This window comes from Mucilaginibacter angelicae (assembly GCF_042434235.1).
GTDB lineage: Bacteria > Bacteroidota > Bacteroidia > Sphingobacteriales > Sphingobacteriaceae > Mucilaginibacter > Mucilaginibacter angelicae.
The window spans coordinates 284,999-310,579 of record NZ_JBHLTS010000004.1 but is presented as its reverse complement, the minus strand read 5'-3'; the positions used below and the strand labels follow the sequence as shown (position 1 = coordinate 310,579).

The window sequence follows — 25,581 nt, the reverse complement described above, 5'->3', positions numbered from 1 at the left end:
CTCAAACGGGAAATCCGTTTTTTATTGAAAATAAAGCCGAAATTTGCAGCATGATTATCAGGAAAAAAGAGCATTGGTTCAGGATGCTGTTTATCTGGCATGGTTCTGTACTGCCGCGCTTATTGCCCCGCCTGGGTTTGCTATTGGTATTATCTATAATTATAGTATACCTGCATGGCTCTTTGTTTTCGTTCAAGGTACCGCTCAATCCGGCGCCGTTTACCTTATTTGGTTTAGCACTGGCCTTGTTTTTAGGTTTCAGGAACAACGCCAGTTATGACCGCTTTTGGGAAGGGAGAAAACTATGGGGTGCCGTTTTAAATGACACCCGTTCGTTGGCGCGGCAAGCTTTTACTACTACAGGCTATGAAATTGCTGATCAGGAACCGCAATATTTTGTTCAATTGCTTATTACCTTTACTTACAGCCTGAAACATCAGTTGCGCGGTACAGACGCACGTGCTGATCTGCATCAAAGATTGCCTGCCGATTTGGCTTCGCGAATAGGAGTGACGAGGTATAAACCTATAATGCTATTAAGTGAAATGGGGAATTGGGTGCGTACACTTAAGGCACAAGGGAAAATTGATTCGATCATCCAGGTTGCGTTTGAGGAAAGCTTCAATAAATTGTCAGACATTGTTGGAGGCTGTGAAAGGATCGCGTCGACACCTATCCCGTACAGTTACCGGGTGTTATTACATCGTACCGTTTACCTGTATTGTTTTATGCTGCCCTTTGGCCTGGTTGATAGCCTGGGCTGGTTAACGCCGTTCATAGTTGTTTTTATAGCCTATACCTTTGTCGCATTTGAAGCCATTGCGGATGAAATTGAAGAGCCTTTCGGAACAGAGGACAATGATCTTGCCTTAAATGCCATGTGCCGGATGATAGAAACCACCCTGCTTGAAATAGCCGGGCAGCCATTGCCTGAGGTTAAAGAATTTGAAGGCCGGATCATCGACTAAAGCGTGCTGAAAAACCGATATAAAAAGAAAATAACACAAAACTCGGGAGATCAACGTTTCTCCTGAAGATAGTAATAATAATTATAGCGAGTGAAGATAGAAGAAACCGTGATTTTGGTTGATCGCGACGATCAGCAAACAGGTACTATGGAGAAAATGGAAGCGCATATTCAGGGCAAGCTGCACCGTGCATTTTCTGTTTTTATTTTTAACAAAAAAGGGGAGTTGTTATTACAGCTAAGGGCCGATGGCAAATATCACTCGGGCGGTAAATGGACAAATACCTGCTGCAGTCACCCAAGGCCCGGCGAAACCACGCCCGAAGCAGCACATCGCAGGTTAAAGGAGGAGATGGGGATAAATACTGAGCTTAACTTTGCTTTTTCGTTTGTATACTGCACGGCTATCCAGGATGATATTATTGAGAACGAGTATGACCATGTGTTTTTTGGTGTTACTGATGCATTGCCGGTACTAAATCCTGATGAAGTATCTTCATTTAAATACATCAGTATGGTTCATTTGGCAGCGGAATTGAAAAATAACCCCGGCGATTATACCCAATGGCTTGCAATTTGTTTCGACGAAGTGATGGCCCATTATCAGCAATTGTCTATATCAAACGAGCAATAAATCACTGCTATAATAACGCGGAGGCTACAATTTTTATATAATTGAAGAAAGCCTATTTTTCTTGAGTGTAACGGGTATTTTACATTTTTCATGATATTATTGTATTTTTAACAATTAATTAGGTAGCTTTAATCTGCCAATTATTTGTGTAATTCACAGCCTGCAATTATTTAATGAAAAAGAGATACCCCTTCTGTTTTCTGCTTTTTTTGATTATTTCTTCGGCTTATGCCCAGTCGCCCATCAAAAACAAGATCCTCAACTACTCGTTGAAAAACGGTCTTTCTTTCGGGATCGTGAACAGCATAACACAGGATGACAAAGGTTTTATGTGGTTTGCCACCAATGATGGACTTAACCGTTTCGACGGCACAAGCTTCAAGTTGTTTAAATCGCGCCAGGGCGATTCAACTACCCTGGCAAGCAACTATGTTCAAAAGGTATTGTGCGATGTGCATGGTAACATCTGGGTATCATCACGCAACGGGCTAAGTAAGCTGGATACCCGCACCGAAAAGTTTGTACACTACAGATTAAAGCTTAACCGTGCAGTTAAAAGCGATATAGGTAATATCATACAAAGCCATGACGGTAATTTATGGATCACATCTTACAATTTGGGCTTCTCTTACTTTGATATTAAAACCGCCAGTTTCATTAATTACACCCAAATCAATTTACCCCATTTAGCAAGTAACAGGGTAATTTGTTTATTTGAAGATTCAAAAGGCCTGTTATGGGCAGGAACGCAGGAGGGCGGCATTAATATATTCAGGCATAAGGGCGGAGTGATCGACAAAAAAGAAGGTTTGTTGCCGCAGATCCCAAACCTGCCTGCTACAAGGATCAATGATATTTTTGAAGACCATTTTCATAATATCTGGATAGCAACCGGTAGTGGTCTCGTTTATTATAATCGTCAGGCTAATAAATTTACCTTACTGAAAACCGATCAACCGGGCGTTAAAAGCAAAAGGTATATATCGGTTATTGAAGATAATGACAGGCAACTGCTTGTTGGCCTTCAGGATGGTGGCCTCTTCAAACTTAATATAGGCTCAAGTCCCGATTACAATATCGCTAATTACTTTCTTCAGCCCGTAACCGGCGATGACGGCTTTTATCTTACCCAGCGCTCAGTACAAACACTTTTTATTGATAAAGATAAAAACGTTTGGGTAGGTACCTACGGCGACGGCATTTACATGGTAAGCAGTATCAAGGAAAAGTTTTCAAGGATCACCAAAAAGCGGTACGAAACCAGCGGCGAAAGCCTGATCAGGTTTTATGGTATGTGCCAGGACCGCGACGGTTTTTTATGGCTGGGTACAGATGGTGAAGGCATTTTTAAAACCAATCATAATGGTACGCCTATCAGGCAATACAAAGCCGATGGCAGGCAGGGTAGCATTACAGATAATGCCATTTTATACGGTTATACTGATAAAGATGGTAATATTTGGTTTGGTACCTATGCAAAGGGGCTTTTACTGTATAACAAAAAAACAGATTCATTTATATCATACGCGCACATCGTAAACGATAACAAAAGCCTTGGCGGGAACGATGTAAGGGTAATTTATCAGGACAGCCATAAAAACCTGTGGATTGGTACCAATGGCGGTGGTTTAAGCTTATTTAATCCGGCGACCAAAACGTTCAGTAATTATACCCCTGCAAATAGTGGTATTACAGCTTATGATGTGCGTGCAATTACCGAGGATGACAAAGGCAACCTGTGGATAGGTACTTACGGCGGCGGCCTGGATTTTTATGATGCCGGGCAAAAAAAGTTCAGCCGGTATTTTAAACCTGCCGATGAAAAAAACAACCTGCCCGGCCAGGTTATATTTTCCCTTTATGCCGATAAACAGCACCGTTTGTGGATAGCTACCGAAGGTGATGGCCTGATAGCATACGATCTTAAAAGCAGGACTTTTAAAAAGTTTAACGAAACCAATGGCCTCGCCAATAATACCGTATCTGCCTTTAAAGAAACAGCCGACGGTACATTGTGGATGAGTACTAACAAGGGCCTGTCAAACCTTAACCCCGCAACCGGTAAAATTTTAAATTACGATCAGTCGGATGGATTGCAGGCCGGGCAGTTTAATGCCGGCTCTGTTTTGTTTGATGCTGTCAACAGCCTCATGTATTTCGGCGGAACTGAAGGCCTGAATTTCTTCGATCCTGAAAAAGTTAACAGAAGCGATTACAAGCCTAAAGTTATCATAACCGGGCTGCAGATTTTTGGCAAGCAGGTTGAGGTTGGTACGGTTGACAAAAACCGCGCTGTTTTGACCCAGGCTATCAATGAAACCCGTCAGATTACGCTGGGGCCGGATCAGTCGGTATTTTCTATCCAGTATGCGTCCTTAAACTATACTTATCCGGATAAGGGTGGCTTTGCTTACAAGCTGGATGGCCTTGATAAAACCTGGAACTACGTTGGCGATCAGCGGCTGGCTACCTACCGTTATCTGGAACCCGGCGATTATACATTTAAGGTAAAAGCATCCAATCAGGATGGTTTATGGTTTGATAATTACGCCACATTGCAGGTTAAAATTCTGCCGCCATGGTATAAAACATGGTGGGCTTATTTAATTTACATAGCAGCTGCCGGGCTTGTTACTTATTACTATATACTTTACAAAAGCCGGCAAACCCGGCTTAAGTACGAAGTTAAGGTAGCCCAGCTTTCGGCCGAAAAAGATAAAGAGCTTAATGAACGCAAGCTTTCGTTTTTTACCAATATCTCGCATGAGTTCCGTACGCCGTTAACGCTCATTATCAACCCGGTAAAGGATATGCTGTTTGGGAAAGGTGAGGCTACTGATGATGCAGGAAACCTGCACATCATTTACAGGAATGCACGCCGCCTGCTGAGCCTGGTTGATCAACTGCTGCTTTTCAGGAAAGCCGAAAGCGATACCGACAAGTTGAAAATTGTACGGCTTAATATCGTATCGCTTTGCCATGAGGTGTTTTTGTGTTTTAACCACCAGGCACGTACCAAGCATATCCAGTTTGACTTTATAAGCGAAAAGGATACGATTGACATTTATGCCGACAGGGAAAAAATGGAGATAGCGTTATTCAACCTGATCTCGAACGCCCTCAAATTTACACCAGAGTATGGTATAGTAACCTGCACCCTAAGCGACAGGGGCGAAGGCATTTCCATCGACATAAAGGATAGTGGCTGCGGTATAGCCGAAGGGACAGGCAATGAGCTATTTGGTAAGTTTTATCAGCTGCAAAACTCGGTACCACTGGCTGGAGGCTTTGGCATCGGGCTTTATTTGGTTAAAGCATTCATTGAAAACCATAAAGGTACCATCACATATACCAGTAAGCAGGGGCAGGGCACAACATTCCACGTATCATTGCTGAAAGGGAAGGATCATTTTGGCCAGCAGTTTATTTTTGAGGATGTTGCCGAAACTTCAGTATTCCTGGATGAGCTGATGGAAAACAAGGGTGAGCTGGCAGCAGTTGAAGCAGAAAGTGCTGCCACGGTTAAAAACTCCGAAGCTTTAAGCTCAGATACCAAAACCATGCTGCTTATTGATGATAACCAGCAGATCCGCACGTACCTTAAACATATTTTTAGCGGCGAGTTTGAAATTTTTGAAGCTGACAATGGTACTGATGGGCTGGATCTGGTTTATCACCTCGTGCCCGATATTGTGATAAGCGACGTAATGATGCAGGGTTTAAGCGGTATTGAAGTGTGCAGCCGTATTAAGGAAGATCCGGTTTTGAACCATATCCCGGTGATTTTGCTAACCGCCAGCTCATCGCCCGAAATAAAGCTTAAAGGCATTGAAGGCGGGGCTGATGATTACATCAGTAAGCCTTTTGAAAAAGAGATCCTCGTTGCCCGGGTTAACGGGATCCTGAAAAGCCGGAACAACCTGCAAAAGTATTTTTATAACGAGATCACGCTCAACAAATCAAACGATCTGAAGATCTCGCAGGAGTACAAGGAGTTTTTAGAAAAATGCCTCCAGATAGTTGAGCAACATTTAACTGATCCCGACTTCAGCATCAAAACATTGGCTGCCGAAATAGGCATGAGCCACTCTAATTTGTACAAACGTATCAAGTCCATTTCGGGGCAATCGGCAAATAGTTTTATCCGTTTTATCCGTTTGCGTAAGGCGGCAGAGATCTTGCTTACAACCGATAGCACGGTTTATGAAACAGCCTACAAAGTGGGCTTAAATGATTTAAAATACTTCAGGGAGCAGTTCAATAAGCTGTTTGGAATTAACCCATCCGACTATATTAAGAAATACCGTAAGCCCTTTCACAATAATTACAATGTGAACCGGGATGTGATTAAGGAAAATTAACAATATTAATTTACCCCCTCTCTAAAAAGCCTCAAGAACAGCGTTTTTGAGGCTTTTTTTATCAAATACCCCCTGTCTTAATCAGAATTTACCCCTCACTCTTTTTTGCTTTAAAACGCAATTTAGACCCAACCAATAACCAGGGTTTAAACCAAACTTTTGCATAGTATATAAAAGTTGCCAGGAAAAATTAGGGAAAATGAATTAGCATCCTTTCCGAATTCCTTGCTCTGTATGCTTCGCAATAGCAAAGTTTAAGTCAATTAAAAAACCAATTTAAAAAACCGTATGAAACCAAATTTACTCGAAAAGGATTCTCCTCATCGGAAAAGATCACCCCGCTTTTTCGTCATTGCGGCCAGCATGGCTGTCGCTTGTTTCGCTACTGTGCAAATGCCTGTAATGGCTTTTGCTGGTACTATTAATGAGCAGCGCTTACCTGATGCCAGGATAACCGGTAAAGTTACCGACGAGAAAGGCGAGACATTACCAGGTGTAAGCGTCGCTTTAAAAGGTACGTCAACCGGCGTTGTTACCGATATTAACGGTAAGTTTAGCCTTAATGTACCCAATGCTTCATCGGGGACGCTGGTGTTTAGCTACATTGGCTATACACCTCAGGAGGTAGTTCTTAATGGGCAAACCACCATCAATGTACAATTAACAGCCGATTCAAAATCACTGAACGAGGTAGTGGTTGTAGGTTACGGTACCCAGAAAAAAGCAACTTTAACAGGTTCAATATCGCAGGTAAAGGGTGCCGAACTGGTAAAAAGCCCTCAGCCCAACTTATCGAACTCTATTGCTGGTCGTTTTTCGGGTGTAATTGTTAACAACCGCAGCGGTGAGCCGGGTTATGATGGCTCAAATATCACTGTGCGTGGCTTGGCTACAACCGGCAGTAACAACGTACTCATCGTAGTTGACGGTATTCCCGGCCAGATAGGCGGTTTGGAAAGGCTCGACCCTAACGATATCGAAAGCATGTCGGTACTAAAGGATGCATCGGCTGCTATTTACGGTAACCGTGCTGCAAACGGTGTTATCCTCATTACTACCAAACGTGGTAAAGCTGGTAAACCAACTATCAACTACAGTTTTAACCAGGGCTTTGCTTCACCAACCCGTTTGCCAAAAATGGCTGACGCAGCAACTTACGCCCAGATCATGAACGAGATCAACCTCGACTCGAACCCGAATGGTGGCCCGAACCAGGCTTACTCGGCAGATCAGATCCAAAAATTCAAAGATGGATCCGATCCCTTAAACTATCCAAATACCGATTGGGAAAAACAAACGCTTAAAGGTTCTGCCCTGCAAAACCAGCACAGTCTTTCTGTTTCAGGCGGTAGTGATGATGTGAAGTATTTTGTATCGCTGGGTACTATCTACCAGGACGGTATTTATAAAAGTGGTGCTACCAAATATCACCAGTACAACTTCCGCTCAAATATTGATGCAAATGTTACCAAACGTTTAAAAGTAGGCTTGTCATTATCAGGCCGTGAGGAAGACAGGGTATTCCCTGAAGTTGGAGCAGGCGATATTTTCCGTTCAGTATATCGTGCTAAACCTATTGTTGCTGCCTATTATCCAAATGGCTTGCCAACAACAGGTATCGAAAACAATAACCCAGCGGTGCAGGTAACCGATATCGGTGGTATCAACAATAACCCAACCCAGGTTTTCAATGGTATTTTGAGGGGTAGCTACTCTATTCCGGGTATTGAAGGCTTGTCATTAGATGGTTTCTTTTCAGTAGATAAGTCATATGCCTTCGACAAAAACTTTAGTAAACCGTACATCTTGTACAGCTATGATCCAACTTCTAAGGCATACAATAAAGTTATCGTAGGTGGTAATAACAATGCTGCAACCTTGTTTGAGTCGCAAAATAACCAGTCGCTGATCACCTCAAACATTAAATTGAATTACGTAAGGAAATTTGGTTTGCACGATATCAATGCATTTGTAGGTTATGAGCAAAGCAAAAACCACCTGGAGTATTTTGATGCTACACGTTACAATTATCTTTCATCGCAACTGCCTGAATTATCACAAGGTGGTAGTGCTGCAACAGATTATCTTAACTCGGGTTACAGCTCAAACTATAACCGCCGAAGCGTGATCAGCCGTTTAGCTTATGCTTATGACGAAAAGTATTTGTTTGAAGGCCAGTTACGTGCCGATGGCAGCTCTATATTCCCATCCGGAAAACAATGGGGGTACTTCCCATCAGCATCAGTAGGATGGAGGATCTCTAAAGAAAACTTTTTCAAAGGCAGTTTTACCTTTATCGATGATTTGAAGCTGAGGGCTTCTTACGGTTCGCTGGGTAACGATAACGTAAACGGTTTCCAGTATTTTGATAACTACGTGTTAGTTAACAATGGCTTTGTTGCCAGTGCGCCAGGCAGTGGCTCAAACACTATTCAGCCTAACGTTAACCTTGTAAAGCTTGCAAACCCTAACATTACCTGGGAAGTTGCAAAAAAACTGGATATCGGTATCAACGCTACTTTTTTACATAACTTCACTATTGAGGCCATCTACTTCCAGCAAAAAAGGTCTGATATCCTTGCTGCCAGGAACGCGTCATTACCTGGTTCATCAGGTATCGTAAATCCTTACGGTTCCGATCCATTGGTGCCTTCTGAAAACATTGGTAAAGTAAACAGCAATGGTTTTGAAGCAACTTTGGGCTACAATAATAGCGGTCATGCATTTACATGGGGAGTAAGTGGTAATATCACCTACGCCAAAAGTAAAATCGTCTTTATTGATGAAGCCAGCGGTACATTAAGTTATCAGCGTCAAACCGGTCGTCCGTTAAATACTTACCTGCTTTATGATGCCATCGGTATCTTCCGTACCCAGGCCGAGCTTGATGCTTCTCCGCATGTAACCGGAGCTAAAGTAGGTGATCTTAAATACCGGGATGTTAATGGCGATAGTCAGATAAACGCGGATGACCAAACCCGTACAAAATATGGCAACATCCCACAAATCACTTACGGTTTTAGCCTTAATGCTGCGTACAAAGGGTTTGATCTGTCGGTGCTGTTTGCAGGCCAGGCGCAGGTTAGCCAGTATGTATTACCAGAAGCAGGTAGCATAGGTAACTTTTACAGCAGCTGGGCCGATAACAGGTTTAGTGCTACAAACACCAACGGCACCTATCCGCGTGTAACCGACCGTGCATCAAACGCCATTAGTGGTGGTTTATATAACAATACCTTCTGGCTTAATGATGCCTCGTTCCTGAGGTTAAAGAATGTGCAGTTAGGCTACAATTTCAATGCACCTTTCCTGTCGAAACTTAAAATTGGCGGTTTAAGGGTTTATGCAAGTGCGTTCAACCTGTTCACCATTACCAAAGTGAAGGATTACGATCCGGAAGGAACCAGTGGCAGCGGGCAATTTTATCCGCAGCAGAGAATTTTGAACTTAGGTGTTAACGTGAAATTTTAATCAGAGACGACAATGAAACTACAATATAAAACCCCGCTATATTTAATGATATGCGGCATGATGGGCTTTACGGCATGTAAAAAGAGCCTTTTAGATGTACAACCTACAGACAGGATTGCTACATCGGCCATTGAATCAGATACAGCCGTATTTGAGGCCTATGTAACCAATCGCTACATCGGTGCTAAACTTCAGGACAAGGAAGGCGACGGATCAAACCCTGGTTTTGGCCGTGGCTTTGAATACAGTATGTGGAGCTCTTTAACTGATGAATCTATCTACAACAATGATGACGCTACCTGGCTGATTCAAAGAGGCCAGCTGGCCCCCGAAAATTTGGGTGGGGCAGGAGTACTTTGGGGACGCAGCTACCGCAGTATCAGAGAATGTAATTATGCTTTAAGCATATTGCCGAAATTAACAATGAGTGCTGGTCATAAAACCCGTATTGAGGGTGAGTTGAAATTTATCAGGGCCTTCCGCTACCAGGATTTGATCCGTAATTACGGCAAGGTTGTTTTGATAGGCGATAAGGTATCTCAGCTTACAGACAATTTGCAGGACCCATCATTATTTAAGCGTGCCTCGATCAAAGAAGGTATCGACTATGCTGTGGCTCAGCTTGACGATGCTGCTTCAAAGTTACCACTCAACAATGATGGCAGCTGGCTGTTAGGACGTGCCACAAAAGGTGCCGCACTGGCCTTAAAATCAAGATTGACGCTTTACGCAGCAAGTCCGCTGTATGCTGCCGGCGACTGGACCGCTGCTGTTACCGCTGCTCAAGCTGTTATCAGCCTTAACAAATATGGTATTTACGCAGGCGGCTATGGTAACCTGTTTTTAACCAACGAAACCAACGAAACCATTTTTGAGCGTTTATACACCAAAAACGCCAACCACACTCACCTTGAAATAGCTAACGGGCCGAATGGTTACGGCGGCTGGGCTGGTAATACACCGCTTCAAAACCTGGTTGATGATTATGAAATGGACAATGGTAAAGCTATTACTGACCCAACATCAGGCTACGATGCTACTAAACCGTACGAACACCGCGACCCAAGGTTTGCTGCTACCGTATTATATAACGGATCTCTTTATCGCGGCCAAACAGTTGACTCTTATATCCCGGGTGGTAAGGACAGTAAAGATGGACCTGATAACTGGAATACCACCAAAACCGGCTACTATCTAAAAAAATACATGAACGATGCGTATCCCTTGCAAAACCCATGGGGCAATGCGGGTTTCCAGCCATGGATCTATTTCCGCTACGCCGAGATCCTGTTAAACTTTGCCGAAGCTGCTAACGAAGCTTATGGTCCGGATGTTGTGCCTTCTGGTTCAAGCTTATCTGCACGTACGGCCATTAACCTGATCCGTTCGCGCCCGGGTGTTAATATGCCTCCTTTGGCTGCGGGTATGTCGAAAACAGACATGACTACCGCAGTTCGCTATGAGCGCCGTGTGGAGCTTGCCTTCGAAGAGCACCGTTTTTACGATGTACGCCGCTGGAAAATTGCAGAGGTTACCGAAAACAAACCGGCGGGTGGTGTAATTATTACCAAAAATGCTAATGGTACATTTATTTATACACCCAAGGTGGCTTTAGACGGTCGTTTATTCAAACCCCAACATTATTGGCTACCTATACCAAGGTCCGAGATCCTGGCTTCTGGAAAGCTTTTAGAGCAAAATCCGTTCTATTAACAATCGCTAAATATGGGGGGAGAGCTTTTCTTCCCCCTTTTTTCTACCCAATTATAACCTATAGCAAATTATGAAGAACATAAGTATTTTATTATTAGCGATGTGTTGTTTGGCGGCCGGGTGTAAAAAGGATATCGTGTCAGTAAAAAAATCATCGACTCCGGATGAAGTAACAACAGGAGACAAAACCGTCACTACAGATTCAACGCCGGCAAGCGCCCTGAAAGGGGTGAACTGGGCTGCCGATGGGGATAACTTCAGCGACGGGATCCTGGTATTAAGCGGCTTAACATCTGCCGATAGCTATGCCACGGTATCGGCTAAAGCCGATGCTGTATTAAGTGGCATTCAAACCAATACAGGAGCAAATACGGTAAGGCTGCCTGTTAATTATTCAACCGTATCACAAACCTGGTGGAACTCATATACCGGTGTTATTGATAAAGCATTGAGTAAAGGGATGAACGTGATACTGGGTTACTGGGAAGCCAAATCATCTGAGGATGGGAAGATAGATAATACAACCGAGTTTTGGTCGATGTGGCAAACCATTGTTACCAAGTATGGCAGCAATGCGCATGTGTACTTTGAAATATTTAACGAGCCGCACGGCTATTCTTTAACCGACTGGACTACCATTTGTGCCCAGTGGTTAAGCAACTATCCCTCTGTTCCGCAGGGTAGGATCCTCATCAGCGGTACTTCCTACTCGCAGGATATTACCGGGGTAGGGGCCGACAGCCGTTTTTCGGGCTGTTTATTATCGATACATGATTATACCTTTTTCAGTAACGGCACGCTTACAACCGCCTTGCAATGGGAAAATCGCTTAAAAGGTAATATCGGTGCATACAGCAGCCGCGCAGTGCTTACCGAGTTTGGTATCCCGATGACAGGTGGTAAAAATTACACCGGTGCCATCGGCGGCGACCAGGAAATAGCCTATCTGCAGGGTTTAACCAACCAGGCGCGTGCTTTTGGCATGGGTGCGGTTTATTGGCCGGGTGTGCGTACAGGCGATAGCTACGCCATTCAACAATTAAGCGGTACAGGTACAAGTCTTACTGTATCAACCACAAATGCATCGGGCTTAAGCCGGATTAAATATGCCTGGGGAGTAGGTGCCGGTGGTACCGACACCTTTTATACCGGCGCTTACTACCGGTTTTTAAATGTTAACAGCGGCCAGGCGCTTGACGTTAATGGCGGCTCAACCGTAAACGGGGCAGGCATTATTCAATGGCCTCAAAACGGAGGTAACAACCAGCAATGGGTTATTGCTGCCAATGGCGGCGGCTACTACAAGGTAACTAACCGAAACAGCGGCCAGTCGCTTGATGTGAATATGAGCTCGACAGCCAATGGCGCGGGCATTATACAGTGGCCATGGAACGGGGGCAACAACCAGCAATGGCAGCTCACTGCAACCAGCGATGGTATTTATAAAGTAATTAACCGCAACAGCGGCCTTGCACTTGATGTTAACGGCGCTTCAACAACCAACGGCGCAGGCATCATACAATGGCCATGGGGTGGCGGCACTAACCAGCAATGGCAAGTAGTGCAACAATAATATTGCAATAAAACAGCACTAAACAGTGCTGTTTTATTTGTTGATTTAAATGCGATGATAATAAAAACTACTATAAAAAAAATGCTGCTGGCTGCTACTGTTTTAGGGCTTAATATCCCTTTTGCAAACAGCCAAAGCAAAGAAGTTACTATTGATATCAATTTTGCTAAAACGTACCAAACCATCAGCAATTTTGGTGCATCGGATGCGTGGTCATGCCAGTTTGTGGGCAATTGGCCCGATGATAAACGCAACAAAATTGCCGACCTGCTTTTTAGCCGGGATACCTATGCCGATGGTTCGCCAAAAGGGATAGGTTTATCGTTATGGCGGTTTAATATTGGTGCGGGCAGCACCCAACAGGGAAATGAAAGCGGCATTAAAGACGAGTGGCGTCGTGCTGAATCGTTTTTAAATAATGACGGTAGCTATAACTGGCAAAACCAGGTCGGGCAGGTGTGGTTTCTGAAGGCAGCTAAGCAACGCGGGGTTAAGCAGTTTTTAGGTTTTAATAACAGTCCGCCGGTGCAGTTTACCATTAATGGTAAGGCCTATGCCAACGGTGGTAAAGTAAATATAGCCCCTGATCAATATGATGCTTATGCAACGTTTTTGACCAAAGTGGTAAAAGGTGTTGAGCAGGTAAGCAAAGTGAAATTTGATTACATAAGCCCAATCAACGAGCCACAATGGGATTGGAGCGATGGCGGGCAGGAGGGAGCCCCATATAATAATACAGAGATGGCCGGATTGGTAAAGGCAATCAATAAAGAATTTACAAATAATAAGATTGGCTCAAAGATTTTGGTTGGTGAAGCAGGAAGCATCAACTATTTATTTACAAAAGGTGATAAGCCAGGTAAAGGCAGCCAGGTCAATGATTTTTTTAAGCCAGGATCGACGAATTATATTGGTGATTTGCCATCGGTAGCCAAAACTATTGCGGCACACAGCTATTTCAGCACATCGCCAATGGCATCAGCAATAAAGGCGCGTAAGGCACTGGCCGATAGTGTGGCGGCTATCAACGGACTTGATTTCTGGCAATCAGAATATTGTATTTTAGGCAATAATGCCGGCGAGATAGATGGTAATAAACGCGATCTGGGGATTAATGCCGCCCTATATTTAGCCTCGGTGATCCATACCGATCTTACTACCGCCAATGCATCGGCCTGGCAATGGTGGACTGCTATTTCGGCTTATGACTATAAAGATGGCCTCATCTACATAGATAAAAATAAAACCGACGGTAATTTTTATGCCAGCAAAATGCTTTGGGCCTTGGGCAATTACAGCAGGTTTATTAAACCCGGTGCTGTAAGGGTTGATGCTGAAGTCTCCTCATCTGCCGAAGATAGACCCTTACTTGTTTCGGCATTTAAAAACGGGAAAAGCTTAATTGTGGTTATTGTTAACCAGGGTGCTGCCGATGTAACAACCGGGTTCAGTATCAATAATGGCAAAGCTCAATTTACATCATCTTACTTAACATCACAAACAGGTGAGCTTAAGGCTGGTAAGATAGCCGCGGATAAAAATGTTATCCCGGCCCGTTCCATCGTCACCCTTACCGGGATTATCAAATAGCATCTTATTCCTGTTATAAAATGAAAAATAAAAATTATCTGCTTCTTTTTTTACTCGGCATGGTATTGCTGCCCGGCTTGCTTAAAGGACAGGGTACTGGCAAACCGGCATTATTTAATTCGGCCTGGGGTTTCCACAAGGGGGATATCAGTATGGGCATCAGCGGGATCGCTGCCGAAATGCAATGGGAAACTGTCGACCTTCCACATGACTGGAGTATTGAAGGGCCTTTCAGCGATGAATGGGCAAGTGCTACGGGCTATTTACCCGGCGGCATTGGCTGGTACAAGAAAAGTTTTGCCGGTAACAGCAACTGGCAGGGCAAGCAGGTATATATTTATTTTGATGGGGTATATAAAAACAGCGAGGTATGGATCAACGGGCATTATTTAGGTAAACGCCCGAATGGTTTTATTTCCTTTCAATATGAGTTAAGCCCGTACTTGAAATTAAAAGGTACCAATACTATAGTTGTTAAGGTTGATCATAGCGAATTTGCCGATTCTCGCTGGTATACAGGTTCGGGAATTTATCGTAATGTGTACCTTATTGTTAAAGATCCGGTACATATTGCTCCCTGGGATGTGGCATTCAGCACGCCTGATGTTTTGGCCGATAAAGCCACTATAAAAGTTAAGGTGAATGTTACTAATAGCAAGACCGCCGATGCTTCTGTATTAGTAAAAGTAAACATGCTCGACGGAAAAGGAAAAGCGGCTGTTTCCCTGCAAAAACAGGTGAAAGTAAAACCGGGCAAACATGAAATTGAGTTTGAACAGCAGATATCATCTCCGCAATTATGGGATACTGAAAAGCCTGAACTTTATAAACTCCAGGTATCGCTTAGCCGCAATGGTAAACCATTTGATGAAATAACACAGTCTGTAGGCATCCGCAGTATTCGTTTTGATAAGGATAAAGGTTTCTTTTTAAATGATAAAAGCACCAAGCTTAAAGGTGTATGTATCCATGATGATGCCGGTGCGCTTGGCGTAGCCGTTCCCGAGGAGGTTTGGGTACGCAGGCTGAAGATATTGAAGGAAGCCGGAGTAAACTCGCTCAGGTTAAGCCATAACCCGCATGCCGATTATTTGTACGACCTGTGCGATAAAATGGGCTTTTTGGTAATGGACGAAGCTTTTGATGAATGGGAGGTAGGAAAAAATAAATGGGTAGCGGGCTGGAATGTGGGTACACCGTCTAAAAACGGCTACCACGAATATTTTAAGGAATGGGCCGATCGTGATATTGCTGATATGGTGCTGCGTGCGCGTAACCATCCATCAATTATTATGTGGAGCATTGGTAATGAAATTGATTATCCTAATGATCCATATACGCATGAAGTATTGAATACCGGTCGCAATCCTCAGATCTATGGAAAAGGTTATTTGCCCGATCATCCACCGGCAAGCGAATTAACACCTATTGCCAAACAATTAGTTAAAGCTGTCAAATCCGTTGATACTACCCGCCCCGTAACTGCTGCCTTAGCCGGTGTAGTAATGTCGAATGAGGTAGGTTACCCGGATGTACTGGATGTGGTGGGGTATAATTACCAGGAATACCGCTATCCCGAAGATCACAAAAAATACCCTAACCGGATCATTTACGGCAGCGAAAACGGTATGGCGCAACAGGCCTGGAACGCTGTTGACAGCAACGAATACATCTCTGCTCAATACTTGTGGACAGGGATAGATTACCTGGGCGAGGCTGGTAAATGGCCGCAACGCAGCAACGGAGCCGGACTTATTGATCTGGCCGGTTTTAAAAAGCCCGAATATTTTTACAGGCAAAGCCTTTGGTCGGCTAAACCAATGGTTTACATAGGTGCGCGTGCCATAACCAGTACTGAGGACAGGGGCATCTGGAGCCATCGCACTGCCGAACCCATTTGGAACTGGCAGGCAGGCAGTAAAATAAAGGTTGATTGCTTTACTAATTGCCAGGAAACAGAATTGTTCCTGAATGGTAAATCCCTCGGTAAACAATTACGCAGTACCGCAAGAGGGCAGGTGCCTTCATGGGAGGTCGACTATCAACCCGGTGAACTTGTTGTTAAAGGCTATAACAATGGCATAGAGGTTTGTACCAACAGCATAAAAACCGCCGGTGATGCTTACCGGTTAAAAACGATAGCAGACAATTCCTCATTTGGCAGCAATACAAAAAGCTTGAGCCAGGTTGAAGTCTACATTACCGATAAAGATGGCAACCCTGTATTTAACGCCACTGATGAGGTCACTGTATCAATAGCCGGTGCGGCTAAACTATTGGGCCTGGAAAGCGGCAGCAACAGCAGTCATGAAAGCTATCAGGCAAACAAACGTAAAGCATTACACGGGCGCTTATTAGCCTATATACAAACCACCGGTAAGCCGGGCAATGTTCAAGTGCAGTTTAGTGCCGGTAATCTTAAATCATCAACCATAACAATAACTGTAAAATAACCATCCCAAAAATCATCGATAAAAACTAAACCCCTGCATTTTCAATTTATGAAGCTTATAAAATTATTGTTCCTCCTTGTTATCCTGTTTGCAACTACAACGTTGCAGGCACAAACTGTTAAACACACTTTCGCCCTTGGCGATACTACATTCCTGCTTGATGGTAAGCCTTTGCAGATCATCTCCGGCGAAATGCATTACACCCGCGTGCCGCGCGAGGCCTGGCGTCAACGTATGAAAATGGCTAAGGCTATGGGTTTAAATACCATCGGTACCTATGTTTTCTGGAACGTACACGAACCTCAAAAGGGACATTATGATTTTACAGGTAACAACGATATTGCCGAGTTTGTGAAAATTGCAAAGGAGGAAGGCCTTTGGGTGATACTGCGCCCCAGTCCATATGTTTGTGCCGAATGGGAGTTTGGCGGCTATCCTTACTGGCTCGAAAAGGAGCAGGGTTTGGTGGTACGCAGCAAAGAACCCAAATATCTGGAAGCTTATAAAAAATACCTTACAGAAGTAGGTAAACAACTATCGCCTTTACTGGTAAATCATGGCGGTAATATATTAATGGTGCAGATAGAGAACGAGTATGGCTCATACGGCAGCGATAAAGATTACCTTGCCCTTAACCGTAAAATGTTCATCGATGCCGGTTTTGACGGTCAGCTTTACACCTGCGACCCGGAGCCTGCTATAAAAGATGGTCATTTACCGGGCCTGTTACCTGCCATAAACGGTATTGATGATGTTGCGAAAGTTAAAAAACTGATCAGCGATAACCATAATGGCAAAGGCCCTTATTTTATTGCCGAGTGGTACCCGGCCTGGTTCGACTGGTGGGGAACTGCGCACCATACCATACCTGCAGATAGATATGTTCCGAAACTTGACTCAGTGTTGGCAGCGGGGATCTCTATTAACATGTACATGTTTCATGGTGGTACAACCCGCGGTTTTATGAACGGGGCAAACTACAACGATCAAAACCCTTATGAACCACAGATCAGCAGTTATGACTATGATGCACCGCTTGATGAGGCAGGTAACGCTACTGATAAGTTCATGAAGTTTAGGGCGGTGATCAGTAAGCACCTGCCTGCTGGAGTGACCCTGCCCGAAGTTCCGGCGGCTAAACCTGTTATGAGTCTACCTGCAATTAAATTTACACAGTCAACCAGCTTGTTTGATGTGCTGCCGGTCGCAAAGATCAACAGCACACCGCTTACTTTTGAAGACCTGAACCAGGCTTATGGGTTTGTGTTGTACCGTACAACCATTAACGGTGGCAAATCCGGTTTGCTGAAACTTAAGGACCTCCGCGATTACGGCATCATTTATGTAAATGGCAAACGTGTGGGCATCGTAGACAGGCGCAAATACCAGGACAGCCTGATGATCAATTTGCCTAAAGGAAAAGTAACATTGGATATTTTGGTCGAAAATCTTGGCCGCATCAATTTTGGCCCTTACCTGCTTAAAAACAAAAAAGGCATTACAGAAAAAGTGCTTTTTGCAGGTACGGAGTTGAAAAGCTGGAAAATGTATTCGCTTCCTTTTGATGATATCAATAAAGTGAAGGTAAATGCATCAGTTAAAAAAGCAGTTGCGAATAACGCACCGCAATTGAAAAAAGCTGTTTTCAAGGTTGATAAATTGGCCGATACCTACCTTGATATGAGTAAATGGGGTAAAGGTATTGTTTGGATCAACGGGCATAATTTAGGCCGTTACTGGTATTACGGTCCGCAGCAAACCATATATGTACCTGCTGAGTGGTTGAAAAAGGGCGATAATCAAATTACTGTACTTGAGCTGATAAAATCATCAGAGAATACTTTGAATGCCATTGATCATCCTATTTTGGATGTTTTAGGGAAATAAGCTCTTTTGCCTTGATTACCTAAAAAAGGATGTCACTTCAAAAAGCGACATCCTTTTTATTTTGATTAAAGACTGAAGCTGAAAGCTTCAGTTATGCTGGTCACAGGTTACGCTGTCGCTAAACCTGCGACAGTTGATCTAATTCACAACAAATGTATTGAACGAATCAGCTTCCAGAATTGGGCTGATAGTTTTATTGCCTACTTTGATAGTAACCTGTTTTTCGTTTTCTCCATCGTTTTGCACTATGAGGATCACACTGTTATCCGGGTTTTTGAAGGCAAGCATATTGTTGAAAGTACCGCCGGTACTTAGCATTACCGCACCAGGTTTTACGTAATGGCTCAGATGCTTAAATAAGTAATATTCGTGATTAAATTTGTATGTGCGTGCGGTTGTATCAACACTAACCAGCGAGTTTTGATGCCATCCCCAGTGACTGATGCCGCCCTCGTTCAGTGAAATGTTCCAGTACATGTAAGCATTGGCCCCGCTGTTAAAATAGTGCTTCATGAGGTCCCAGGTGTAACGGCAGTATTTCCAGTCGTTTTGGCCGTCACCGCATTCCTGTTCACTTTGATATAGGGTGAGGTTAGGGTAACGATTGTGGATGCCTGCAATAGCGCCTTTGCCTGCCCATTGAAAGCCCATTCCTGTTATAAACTTGCCGCTTTCGGGGCTTGTTAAAAGGGTGTCAGCCAGTTTTTCGTTAGGGCGTTCATCCGTACCGAAAAAAACTTTTACGCCCCTTTGCTGCATCTGCGGGCCAAGGTAGCTTACAAATTTGGCCAGGCCATGAGCCGTCCATGTACAGCTCGGGAAGACCTGGGCCGAGTTAAACTCATTTTGCGGCATTACCATACCAATGTTGATACCCTGCTTTTTATAAGCGTCAATAAACTTACCAAAGTAATTTGCATAGGTGGTAAAGTATTTATCGTCCTGTACAAACATATCTGTACCTTCTTTTCCAACCTGGCTTGATTCGAGGCCGTTGGTTACGTTGCTGAAGTCCATCCCGGTTAATTTGTGGCCGCTGGCTTCATACTTTTGGATCATTTCTTTTGAGGGTACCATCGCAGCAGCATAATGTTTATTACGCTTGAGCCATTGCGGCGGGCTCCACGGCGATGCCCATAGTGCCAGCTTAGGATTGTATTTTTTAGCTTCTTTTATAAAAGGGATCAGTGTTTTAAGGTCATGCGCTATGCTGAAATTTTTCAGATCGAAATCACCTTCAGTTTCATCGTATGAATACCAGTCGAGCGAAAAGTCATTAGCGCCGACAGGCATCCGGCAAATGGTAAAGTTTGCGCCAATATTAGGGGCAAACAGCTCCTTCATGATAGTTTGCCTATCGTTTGAGCTTAACAGTTGCAACGACGTATAGCCAAGCTCATTAAAACAGCCGCCAAAGCCCTCAACTTTTTGCAGCGTTTTATCGGTGAATACTTCAGCATCGGCAGTCTTCCGGCTTTGTGCTGCCGGTATTTTATGTTTTACTTCCCAATTTGATGTGCTTGTGGTTGAAACCCATTCGCCGGTTTGGGCGAGAACAGAGGAATTGGCGGCCAAAAGAATGCCGGGGAGCAGCAGAACGCGGCACAAGGAGTTTAGTTTATTGCCCATACATTAAGTTTAAATTGGTTGAAAGAAAACACACTGACAGGATCGCAGCTTGTTTTCGTCCTAAAAATAAACAATATATGAGATTTTAACAATCGATTGCGTGAATAAAATGCGGCTGTTAATTTTTTGTATGTTTTAATAAATGTACGCCAATGAGGTATGGCATTATGAACGCAATTGCAGGTATTGCAACAAGATAACCGGCGGTACCGAATGGTTCGGGCCAGTAGGGAGGGAGTACAACCAGCACCATGCCGGCTAAACCGAAAATAATATAATACCGGCATGCAACCGGGTTAAAAAGCTTTGCAACTTTTAGTGATACAGCAAAAAGTACTGTGCCGAGGTACATCAATAACACCTCGGCTATGCTGATCACATAAAACAAACTTTTTAATGGTCCATGCAAATCGGGGCGTTTTGCTACGCCTAATTGTATGAAAGCCCGGAATGCATCCGTCAGGTAATATCCCCAAAAAGCCATGTTGATGATAAAAAGCGGTAAGGCAAGATTAATAGCTGCCGAAGCCATTGCTGAATATAGATTTTCGCCTGCCGCCTGTAATTTTACTTTCAATAATGCAGAGCCAAGCGCAAATAAAATACCTCCTGCAATAAGTATAGTATAACGGATCTGCTGCTCGGCAGCGGTTTCAACCCAGCCTTGCAAGGTTGCAGGAGGCGGCCCCATCCCCGCGAAAATGGAAAACATTAACCAGGGTGTAAACAGCAATAAAGCGGTAATTACCTGTTGCTTTGTTTGGTTATTGCCGTTACTAAGCCGGTGAGCGCCCAGGTTCCATGCAGCTGTTATCATTAAACAGGCATTAATAAGCCAAACCGGTAAATAAATTTTGTAGCTTATATGGCCTACACCGAAACCAATAGCCATAACTATCAATGGTACAAGGCATAAATAAACGAGGCTTAGCTTCTGCGTAAAAGAGAGTGACTTCATTGTTATTACAGCGGCAGGATAGTTAAAACTTTTTGTAATATTCAAGCGGAGGACCAACCCTTTCAAAACCGTGTTGCTTCCTGAACTCATCAAGTTCGGCTTCGGTTTTACCCTTCATCAGGCCATCGCTCAATGCCTGGAAACAAGCTTCCATTTTACCGGCAGGCTGGAAGGTGGTCAGCATTTTAGCAGGTGTATCATCACCTATTTTAGTAAACGTATGCGGAACGCCCCGCGGGCCAAATACACTGTCGCCGGGTTTGGCATGAAATAGCTGGTCGCCTACTTTGATCTGAAACTCGCCTTCCAAAATGTACCACCACTCATCCTGCTCATAATGCACGTGCAGGTTTGGGCCACCTTTTTTTACCCTGGTTGATTCATAAATATACAAGTCACCATCGGTATCGGCAGTTGAAACTTTGGTGTAAAAGGTGTCGCCTTCAAACAGGTGCATAGGTTTTTGAACCCTGTCTACCCCCGAATCAGTTTTGTAGCCTTTCTTTTCCCTGATTTTGGATATGGTTTTGGCAATTCCTTCAAATGGTATAGCCAAAAGTGCTGTGGCACTTATCAACGTGTGTACAAATGTGTTTCGTTTCATATAGGTATAGGTTAATTTTGATCTATTATTTACGGGTAAAACTCAGTAGGGTATCAAAAAGCTCCTTCCCACCAGCACTTTCGTGCCACTCAAGCTCATAATGGTCATTGTCGATGAATTTCAGAAGCGCGTGAAACTTTCGCATGGCCCCCAGCGGTAGGTTTGGCCGGTTCGGCGATAATGTTTCTCCATCATAAGTAATGATCTTTTTTATTGGGTCATAAACCCCTTCTAAAGAGATGATGCCTGTTTCAAATTCATTGTTGATATAGGAGGCAACAAATTTCTTTTTAACATTGTCGTATCCCAGCAGCATTGTTTCATGCATGGTAATCAGTTTCCCATCTGACCATGGCATAGGAATGTCCTGACCGGTTACTTCAGTTGTGAAATACCTTCCATCCCACAAATCTTTACCGGTCATGCTGCCTGTAAACTCTATTGGTTTGTGCCCGCCGGCAAAGGTGTGTTTGCCTGTAAATGACCATTCTCCTTTAACCTGCGCCAATAATAAGTGGTTAGCATTGGTTTTTGAAAGTTCGGCCATCTCATTTTTATCCTGCGCAAAGGAGGTGCTGGTTGTAAGCACTGCCAATAAAAGAGTTGAGCAGATCTTGAATAAGTATTTCATGTTATCGATTCGATTTTAGCTCACTTACAGCATTACTTGATCAGTCGTTGCCTGGTTGAAAATATTTCTTTAGGAGATATGCACAAAGGAGCAGAAACAACAAGAAAATTACTTTCGAGTTTGTTGCAAATACTTTCGAGTTTGTTGCAATTTAAACTTGTGAATAAAATAACAAATTATATGGCACTCACGGTTTTGGGTGCAAACCCAAAATGACGGGAGAAACTTGCCGAGAAGCTGGCAGGGCTGCTAAAGCCAACCATATAAGCTACTTCGGCTATTGTTGCAACACGGCGCTGCAGCAGCTCATGTGCATATTGCAGCCTCACAATACGGATCAACTCGCCGGGCGACTGGTTGATGAGGTCTTTTAATTTGCGGTGTAATTGGGTACGGCTCAATCCCATGTCACGGGCAAGCTGGTCGGCGCTATAGCCCTCCTCGTTTAAATGACTTTCTACGGCGCTTCGTACACGGGTTATGAAATCCCGCTCTATCGATGGCATAGACAGGGAATCGCTGAACCAGAGGTCTTGCTTACTGTAATGTTCGCGTAATTGGTTCCGTACGCTGATGAGATTTTCCATCAGGGCAAATAATTCGCGTTTTTCAAAGGGTTTGGCCAGGTAAGCGTCTGCGCCTGTTTCAATCCCCTGGATCCGGCTGTCCATATCAGCTTTGGCTGTCAGGATAATGATGGGGATATGGCTGGTTTTTACATCCTTTTTTAGCACGGTACTAAGTTCATATCCATCAACATGCGGCATCATCAGATCGGTAATGATCAAATTAGGGACTTGCTCCAACGCAAGATTTATCCCTTCGTTTCCGTCTGCTGCGATTAATACCTTGTATTTATCCGCCAGCAGTTGCTGAACAAAGTCACGGAGCTCCCGGTGGTCTTCTATAAGCAGTACTAATGGTTTTTCTTCATCGGGAGCCGCTGGGCTATGGCTGTCTGCCTTAGGTAATATTACTCCGGTGGGTAATATCTCCAATACAGGTTCGGGCGCAGCGTCAGCGGGCTTGTATGGCATATTGATATTTACCTGTGTAAATACGCCTTGCCGGCTTGTTATACTGATTTGCCCATCCATCAATTCAACCAGTTCTTTTGTAACGGCGAGGCCAATGCCTGTGCCCTCGGCCGAACGGGTATCCGACGGGTCGGCCTGGTAAAAGCGGTCGAATACATAAGGTATTTTGGCAGCAGGGATGCCTCTCCCCGTGTCTTTGATGGTGAGATTGAAAGCCTCACCTAACGATTCAGGTTCCTTTTGCAAGATAATTTCCACTTTCCCTTCGTCGGTAAACTTCAGTGCATTTGATATTATATTAATAACAATGGCATCCAGCTTATCCCTGTCACCTGATATCCAAAGCTTATCCCAGTGTGATGTAAAGTGCAATGAAATCCCCTTTTGTTTTACTAACGACTCATATGAAAGGATATGCATCCTGATGAGTGCTACCAGGTCAAGAGGTGTGCGGATCAATTCCATCAAGCCATTTTCAAGTTTGCTCAAATCCAGTAGTTGATTGATGAGTTGCAGCAGCCTTGTGGCGTTATTGAGGATAAGCCCGGTATATCGTTTAACATCTGTATCGGTATTGTTTGCTATCAACTCTTTGGCTGGGTTGATGATAAGCGTAAGCGGTGTTTTAAATTCATGGGTAATGTTGGTGAAAAAGCGCGATTTCACCAGGTCCATCTCGCGCAATTTATCCGCTTGTTCCCTCAGCTCGGCGGTACGCTGTTGGACAATTTCTTCAAGCCGTTTTGCTTCTCCGGCTATTAGTTCTCTTTTCTCAGCTTCCTGCGCAAGTGCAAGGGCCGATAGGTTTTCAACTTCTGCCAGCTTTGCCGTGAGGTTTTCATTTGTTTTTGCGAAATCAGCAGCGAGGTAAAGTGACAGGCAAAGCGGCATAATTAATTCGCCTACTGCCATCACCAACAAGCGCAAGGAATTGTACCCGTATGTCCATAAATGAAACGTATCATCCCAGGCGAAAAAAAACAGCATTATAATTGCTACAACACCGGTGCTAATGAGCCATACGCCCTTTTGTTTCTTTTTGATGAGATGATATATTGACCAAAATCCATCCATCATACAAATGAAGAACACAATAGCAAAATGATCATCCCACGATTCAATTTGGAACAAGAATTTGATAAGATAAACCGCGAAGTATAACGTACTTATTGTAGTAATCGTTATAAGCCTCCAGCGGGGCACACGGCCGTAGTCAAGCAGATAAAGTAATATTAAGGCCGCCCACATCATGATAACTTTGCATCCCTGTGTCAGAGATTCGGCAGAGTACTGTAAGAATGGAGTATTGGTGCGGTAGAATATGTAAATACAGATTCCGTTTATGCCAATCAGCAGTACGAAAAACGCGTAATACAGGTTAAGCTTTTGTTTGGGACTAAAGAAGAACAGAAAGAAATGCAGGATACCCAGTATAAGCTGTGCGGCGGCGCACATCAGTATATAATTAAAACGCTGGTTACTGGTTTGTATCCTTTGCGAAACTTGTTTGTAATCGCCTATCCAGGTCTGAAAGCCGAAAAAAGAAGGGTAAACGCCAATGAAATTAGAATAATGAATGGTGATGAGGTGAGGCCGCGTGTCGGCAAACCATACAGGGATCATTTCTCGCGGCGCGTCCATGGCTTCCATATCCTGTACCGAGTTACCAACCTTGCCATAGCCTCCAATTGGTTTGCCATCAAGAAAAATCTCCGATGCACCATCATGATTGATCCGAAAGGATAATTTTTTACCCACAAGGTTTGTGTCGACCCTTATCCATGAACCGAACCAGCCAACGCCTTGCCATCCCCGCGGTGCGTTTTGCTTTCCAAAAGCAGTATAATTCAGGCTATCCCAGCCTGCGGTACTTACGCGATTTTGTTGGGCCGCGGGCAATTCGCCTGCATGAAAATACCAAAGTGAATCATTAAAATAGATCTCATGCTGTACTCCGAAATTGCGGGCATGTATTACAGAAGTATGCTGTGCACAGGTGTTTTTTACAACGCATGAAAACACCATGCACCATAGCAGCGCATACCAACGGATAGACATATTTGAAAAGATACT

At 43.9% G+C, this 25,581-nt stretch carries 14 protein-coding genes; 9 read left to right on the top strand and 5 right to left on the bottom strand.

Annotation, left to right across the window (positions count from 1 at the left end):
- Window positions 1-50 precede the first annotated feature (50 nt).
- The 9 genes from ACFFGT_RS01565 to ACFFGT_RS01525 all read left to right on the top strand — a co-directional run bounded on the left by ACFFGT_RS01565 (window position 51) and on the right by ACFFGT_RS01525 (window position 18,649).
- A complete protein-coding gene (locus ACFFGT_RS01565; protein WP_377020734.1) occupies window positions 51-968 on the top strand; it encodes a bestrophin family protein in 918 nt (305 codons plus the stop codon).
- A gap of 90 nt (window positions 969-1,058) precedes the next feature.
- Window positions 1,059-1,601, top strand: coding sequence for an isopentenyl-diphosphate Delta-isomerase (gene idi / locus ACFFGT_RS01560; RefSeq protein ID WP_377020733.1), 543 nt, complete (start codon window positions 1,059-1,061; stop codon window positions 1,599-1,601).
- 173 nt (window positions 1,602-1,774) lie between these two features.
- Complete coding sequence (locus tag ACFFGT_RS01555; protein WP_377020732.1) at window positions 1,775-5,962, top strand: hybrid sensor histidine kinase/response regulator transcription factor; 4,188 nt, start codon at window positions 1,775-1,777, stop codon at window positions 5,960-5,962.
- Window positions 5,963-6,250: 288 nt separating this feature from the next.
- On the top strand, window positions 6,251-9,433 hold the full coding sequence (locus ACFFGT_RS01550) for a SusC/RagA family TonB-linked outer membrane protein (protein WP_377020731.1): 3,183 nt from the start codon (window positions 6,251-6,253) through the stop codon (window positions 9,431-9,433).
- Between the two features lie 12 nt (window positions 9,434-9,445).
- Window positions 9,446-11,146: a RagB/SusD family nutrient uptake outer membrane protein gene (locus ACFFGT_RS01545; RefSeq protein ID WP_377020730.1), complete on the top strand. Its 1,701-nt coding sequence runs from the start codon at window positions 9,446-9,448 to the stop codon at window positions 11,144-11,146.
- Between the two features lie 70 nt (window positions 11,147-11,216).
- On the top strand, window positions 11,217-12,719 hold the full coding sequence (locus tag ACFFGT_RS01540) for an RICIN domain-containing protein (RefSeq protein ID WP_377020729.1): 1,503 nt from the start codon (window positions 11,217-11,219) through the stop codon (window positions 12,717-12,719).
- Window positions 12,720-12,773: 54 nt separating this feature from the next.
- Window positions 12,774-14,309, top strand: coding sequence for a glycoside hydrolase (locus ACFFGT_RS01535; protein ID WP_377020728.1), 1,536 nt, complete (start codon window positions 12,774-12,776; stop codon window positions 14,307-14,309).
- 20 nt (window positions 14,310-14,329) lie between these two features.
- Window positions 14,330-16,762 carry a glycoside hydrolase family 2 TIM barrel-domain containing protein gene (locus tag ACFFGT_RS01530; protein ID WP_377020727.1) on the top strand — a complete coding sequence of 811 codons (2,433 nt, stop codon included), beginning with the start codon at window positions 14,330-14,332 and terminating at the stop codon, window positions 16,760-16,762.
- Window positions 16,763-16,810: 48 nt separating this feature from the next.
- Window positions 16,811-18,649 (top strand): beta-galactosidase, encoded by a 1,839-nt coding sequence (locus tag ACFFGT_RS01525; protein ID WP_377020726.1) that lies wholly within the window; start codon window positions 16,811-16,813, stop codon window positions 18,647-18,649.
- A 138-nt stretch (window positions 18,650-18,787) separates the two neighbouring features.
- Here ACFFGT_RS01525 and ACFFGT_RS01520 read toward each other — a convergent pair whose 3' ends face one another.
- From ACFFGT_RS01520 to ACFFGT_RS01500, 5 genes are all read right to left on the bottom strand, one after another.
- The gene (locus ACFFGT_RS01520; protein ID WP_377020725.1) at window positions 18,788-20,278 is read right to left on the bottom strand and encodes a glycoside hydrolase family 30 protein; all 1,491 of its coding nucleotides are present in this window, start codon (window positions 20,276-20,278) and stop codon (window positions 18,788-18,790) included.
- Window positions 20,279-20,396: 118 nt separating this feature from the next.
- A complete protein-coding gene (locus tag ACFFGT_RS01515) occupies window positions 20,397-21,236 on the bottom strand; it encodes a hypothetical protein (protein WP_377020724.1) in 840 nt (279 codons plus the stop codon).
- A gap of 22 nt (window positions 21,237-21,258) precedes the next feature.
- Window positions 21,259-21,840: a cupin domain-containing protein gene (locus ACFFGT_RS01510; protein ID WP_377020723.1), complete on the bottom strand. Its 582-nt coding sequence runs from the start codon at window positions 21,838-21,840 to the stop codon at window positions 21,259-21,261.
- A gap of 25 nt (window positions 21,841-21,865) precedes the next feature.
- Window positions 21,866-22,471, bottom strand: coding sequence for a DUF1579 family protein (locus ACFFGT_RS01505; RefSeq protein WP_377020722.1), 606 nt, complete (start codon window positions 22,469-22,471; stop codon window positions 21,866-21,868).
- 176 nt (window positions 22,472-22,647) lie between these two features.
- On the bottom strand, window positions 22,648-25,566 hold the full coding sequence (locus tag ACFFGT_RS01500) for an ATP-binding protein (protein ID WP_377020721.1): 2,919 nt from the start codon (window positions 25,564-25,566) through the stop codon (window positions 22,648-22,650).
- Window positions 25,567-25,581 lie beyond the last annotated feature (15 nt).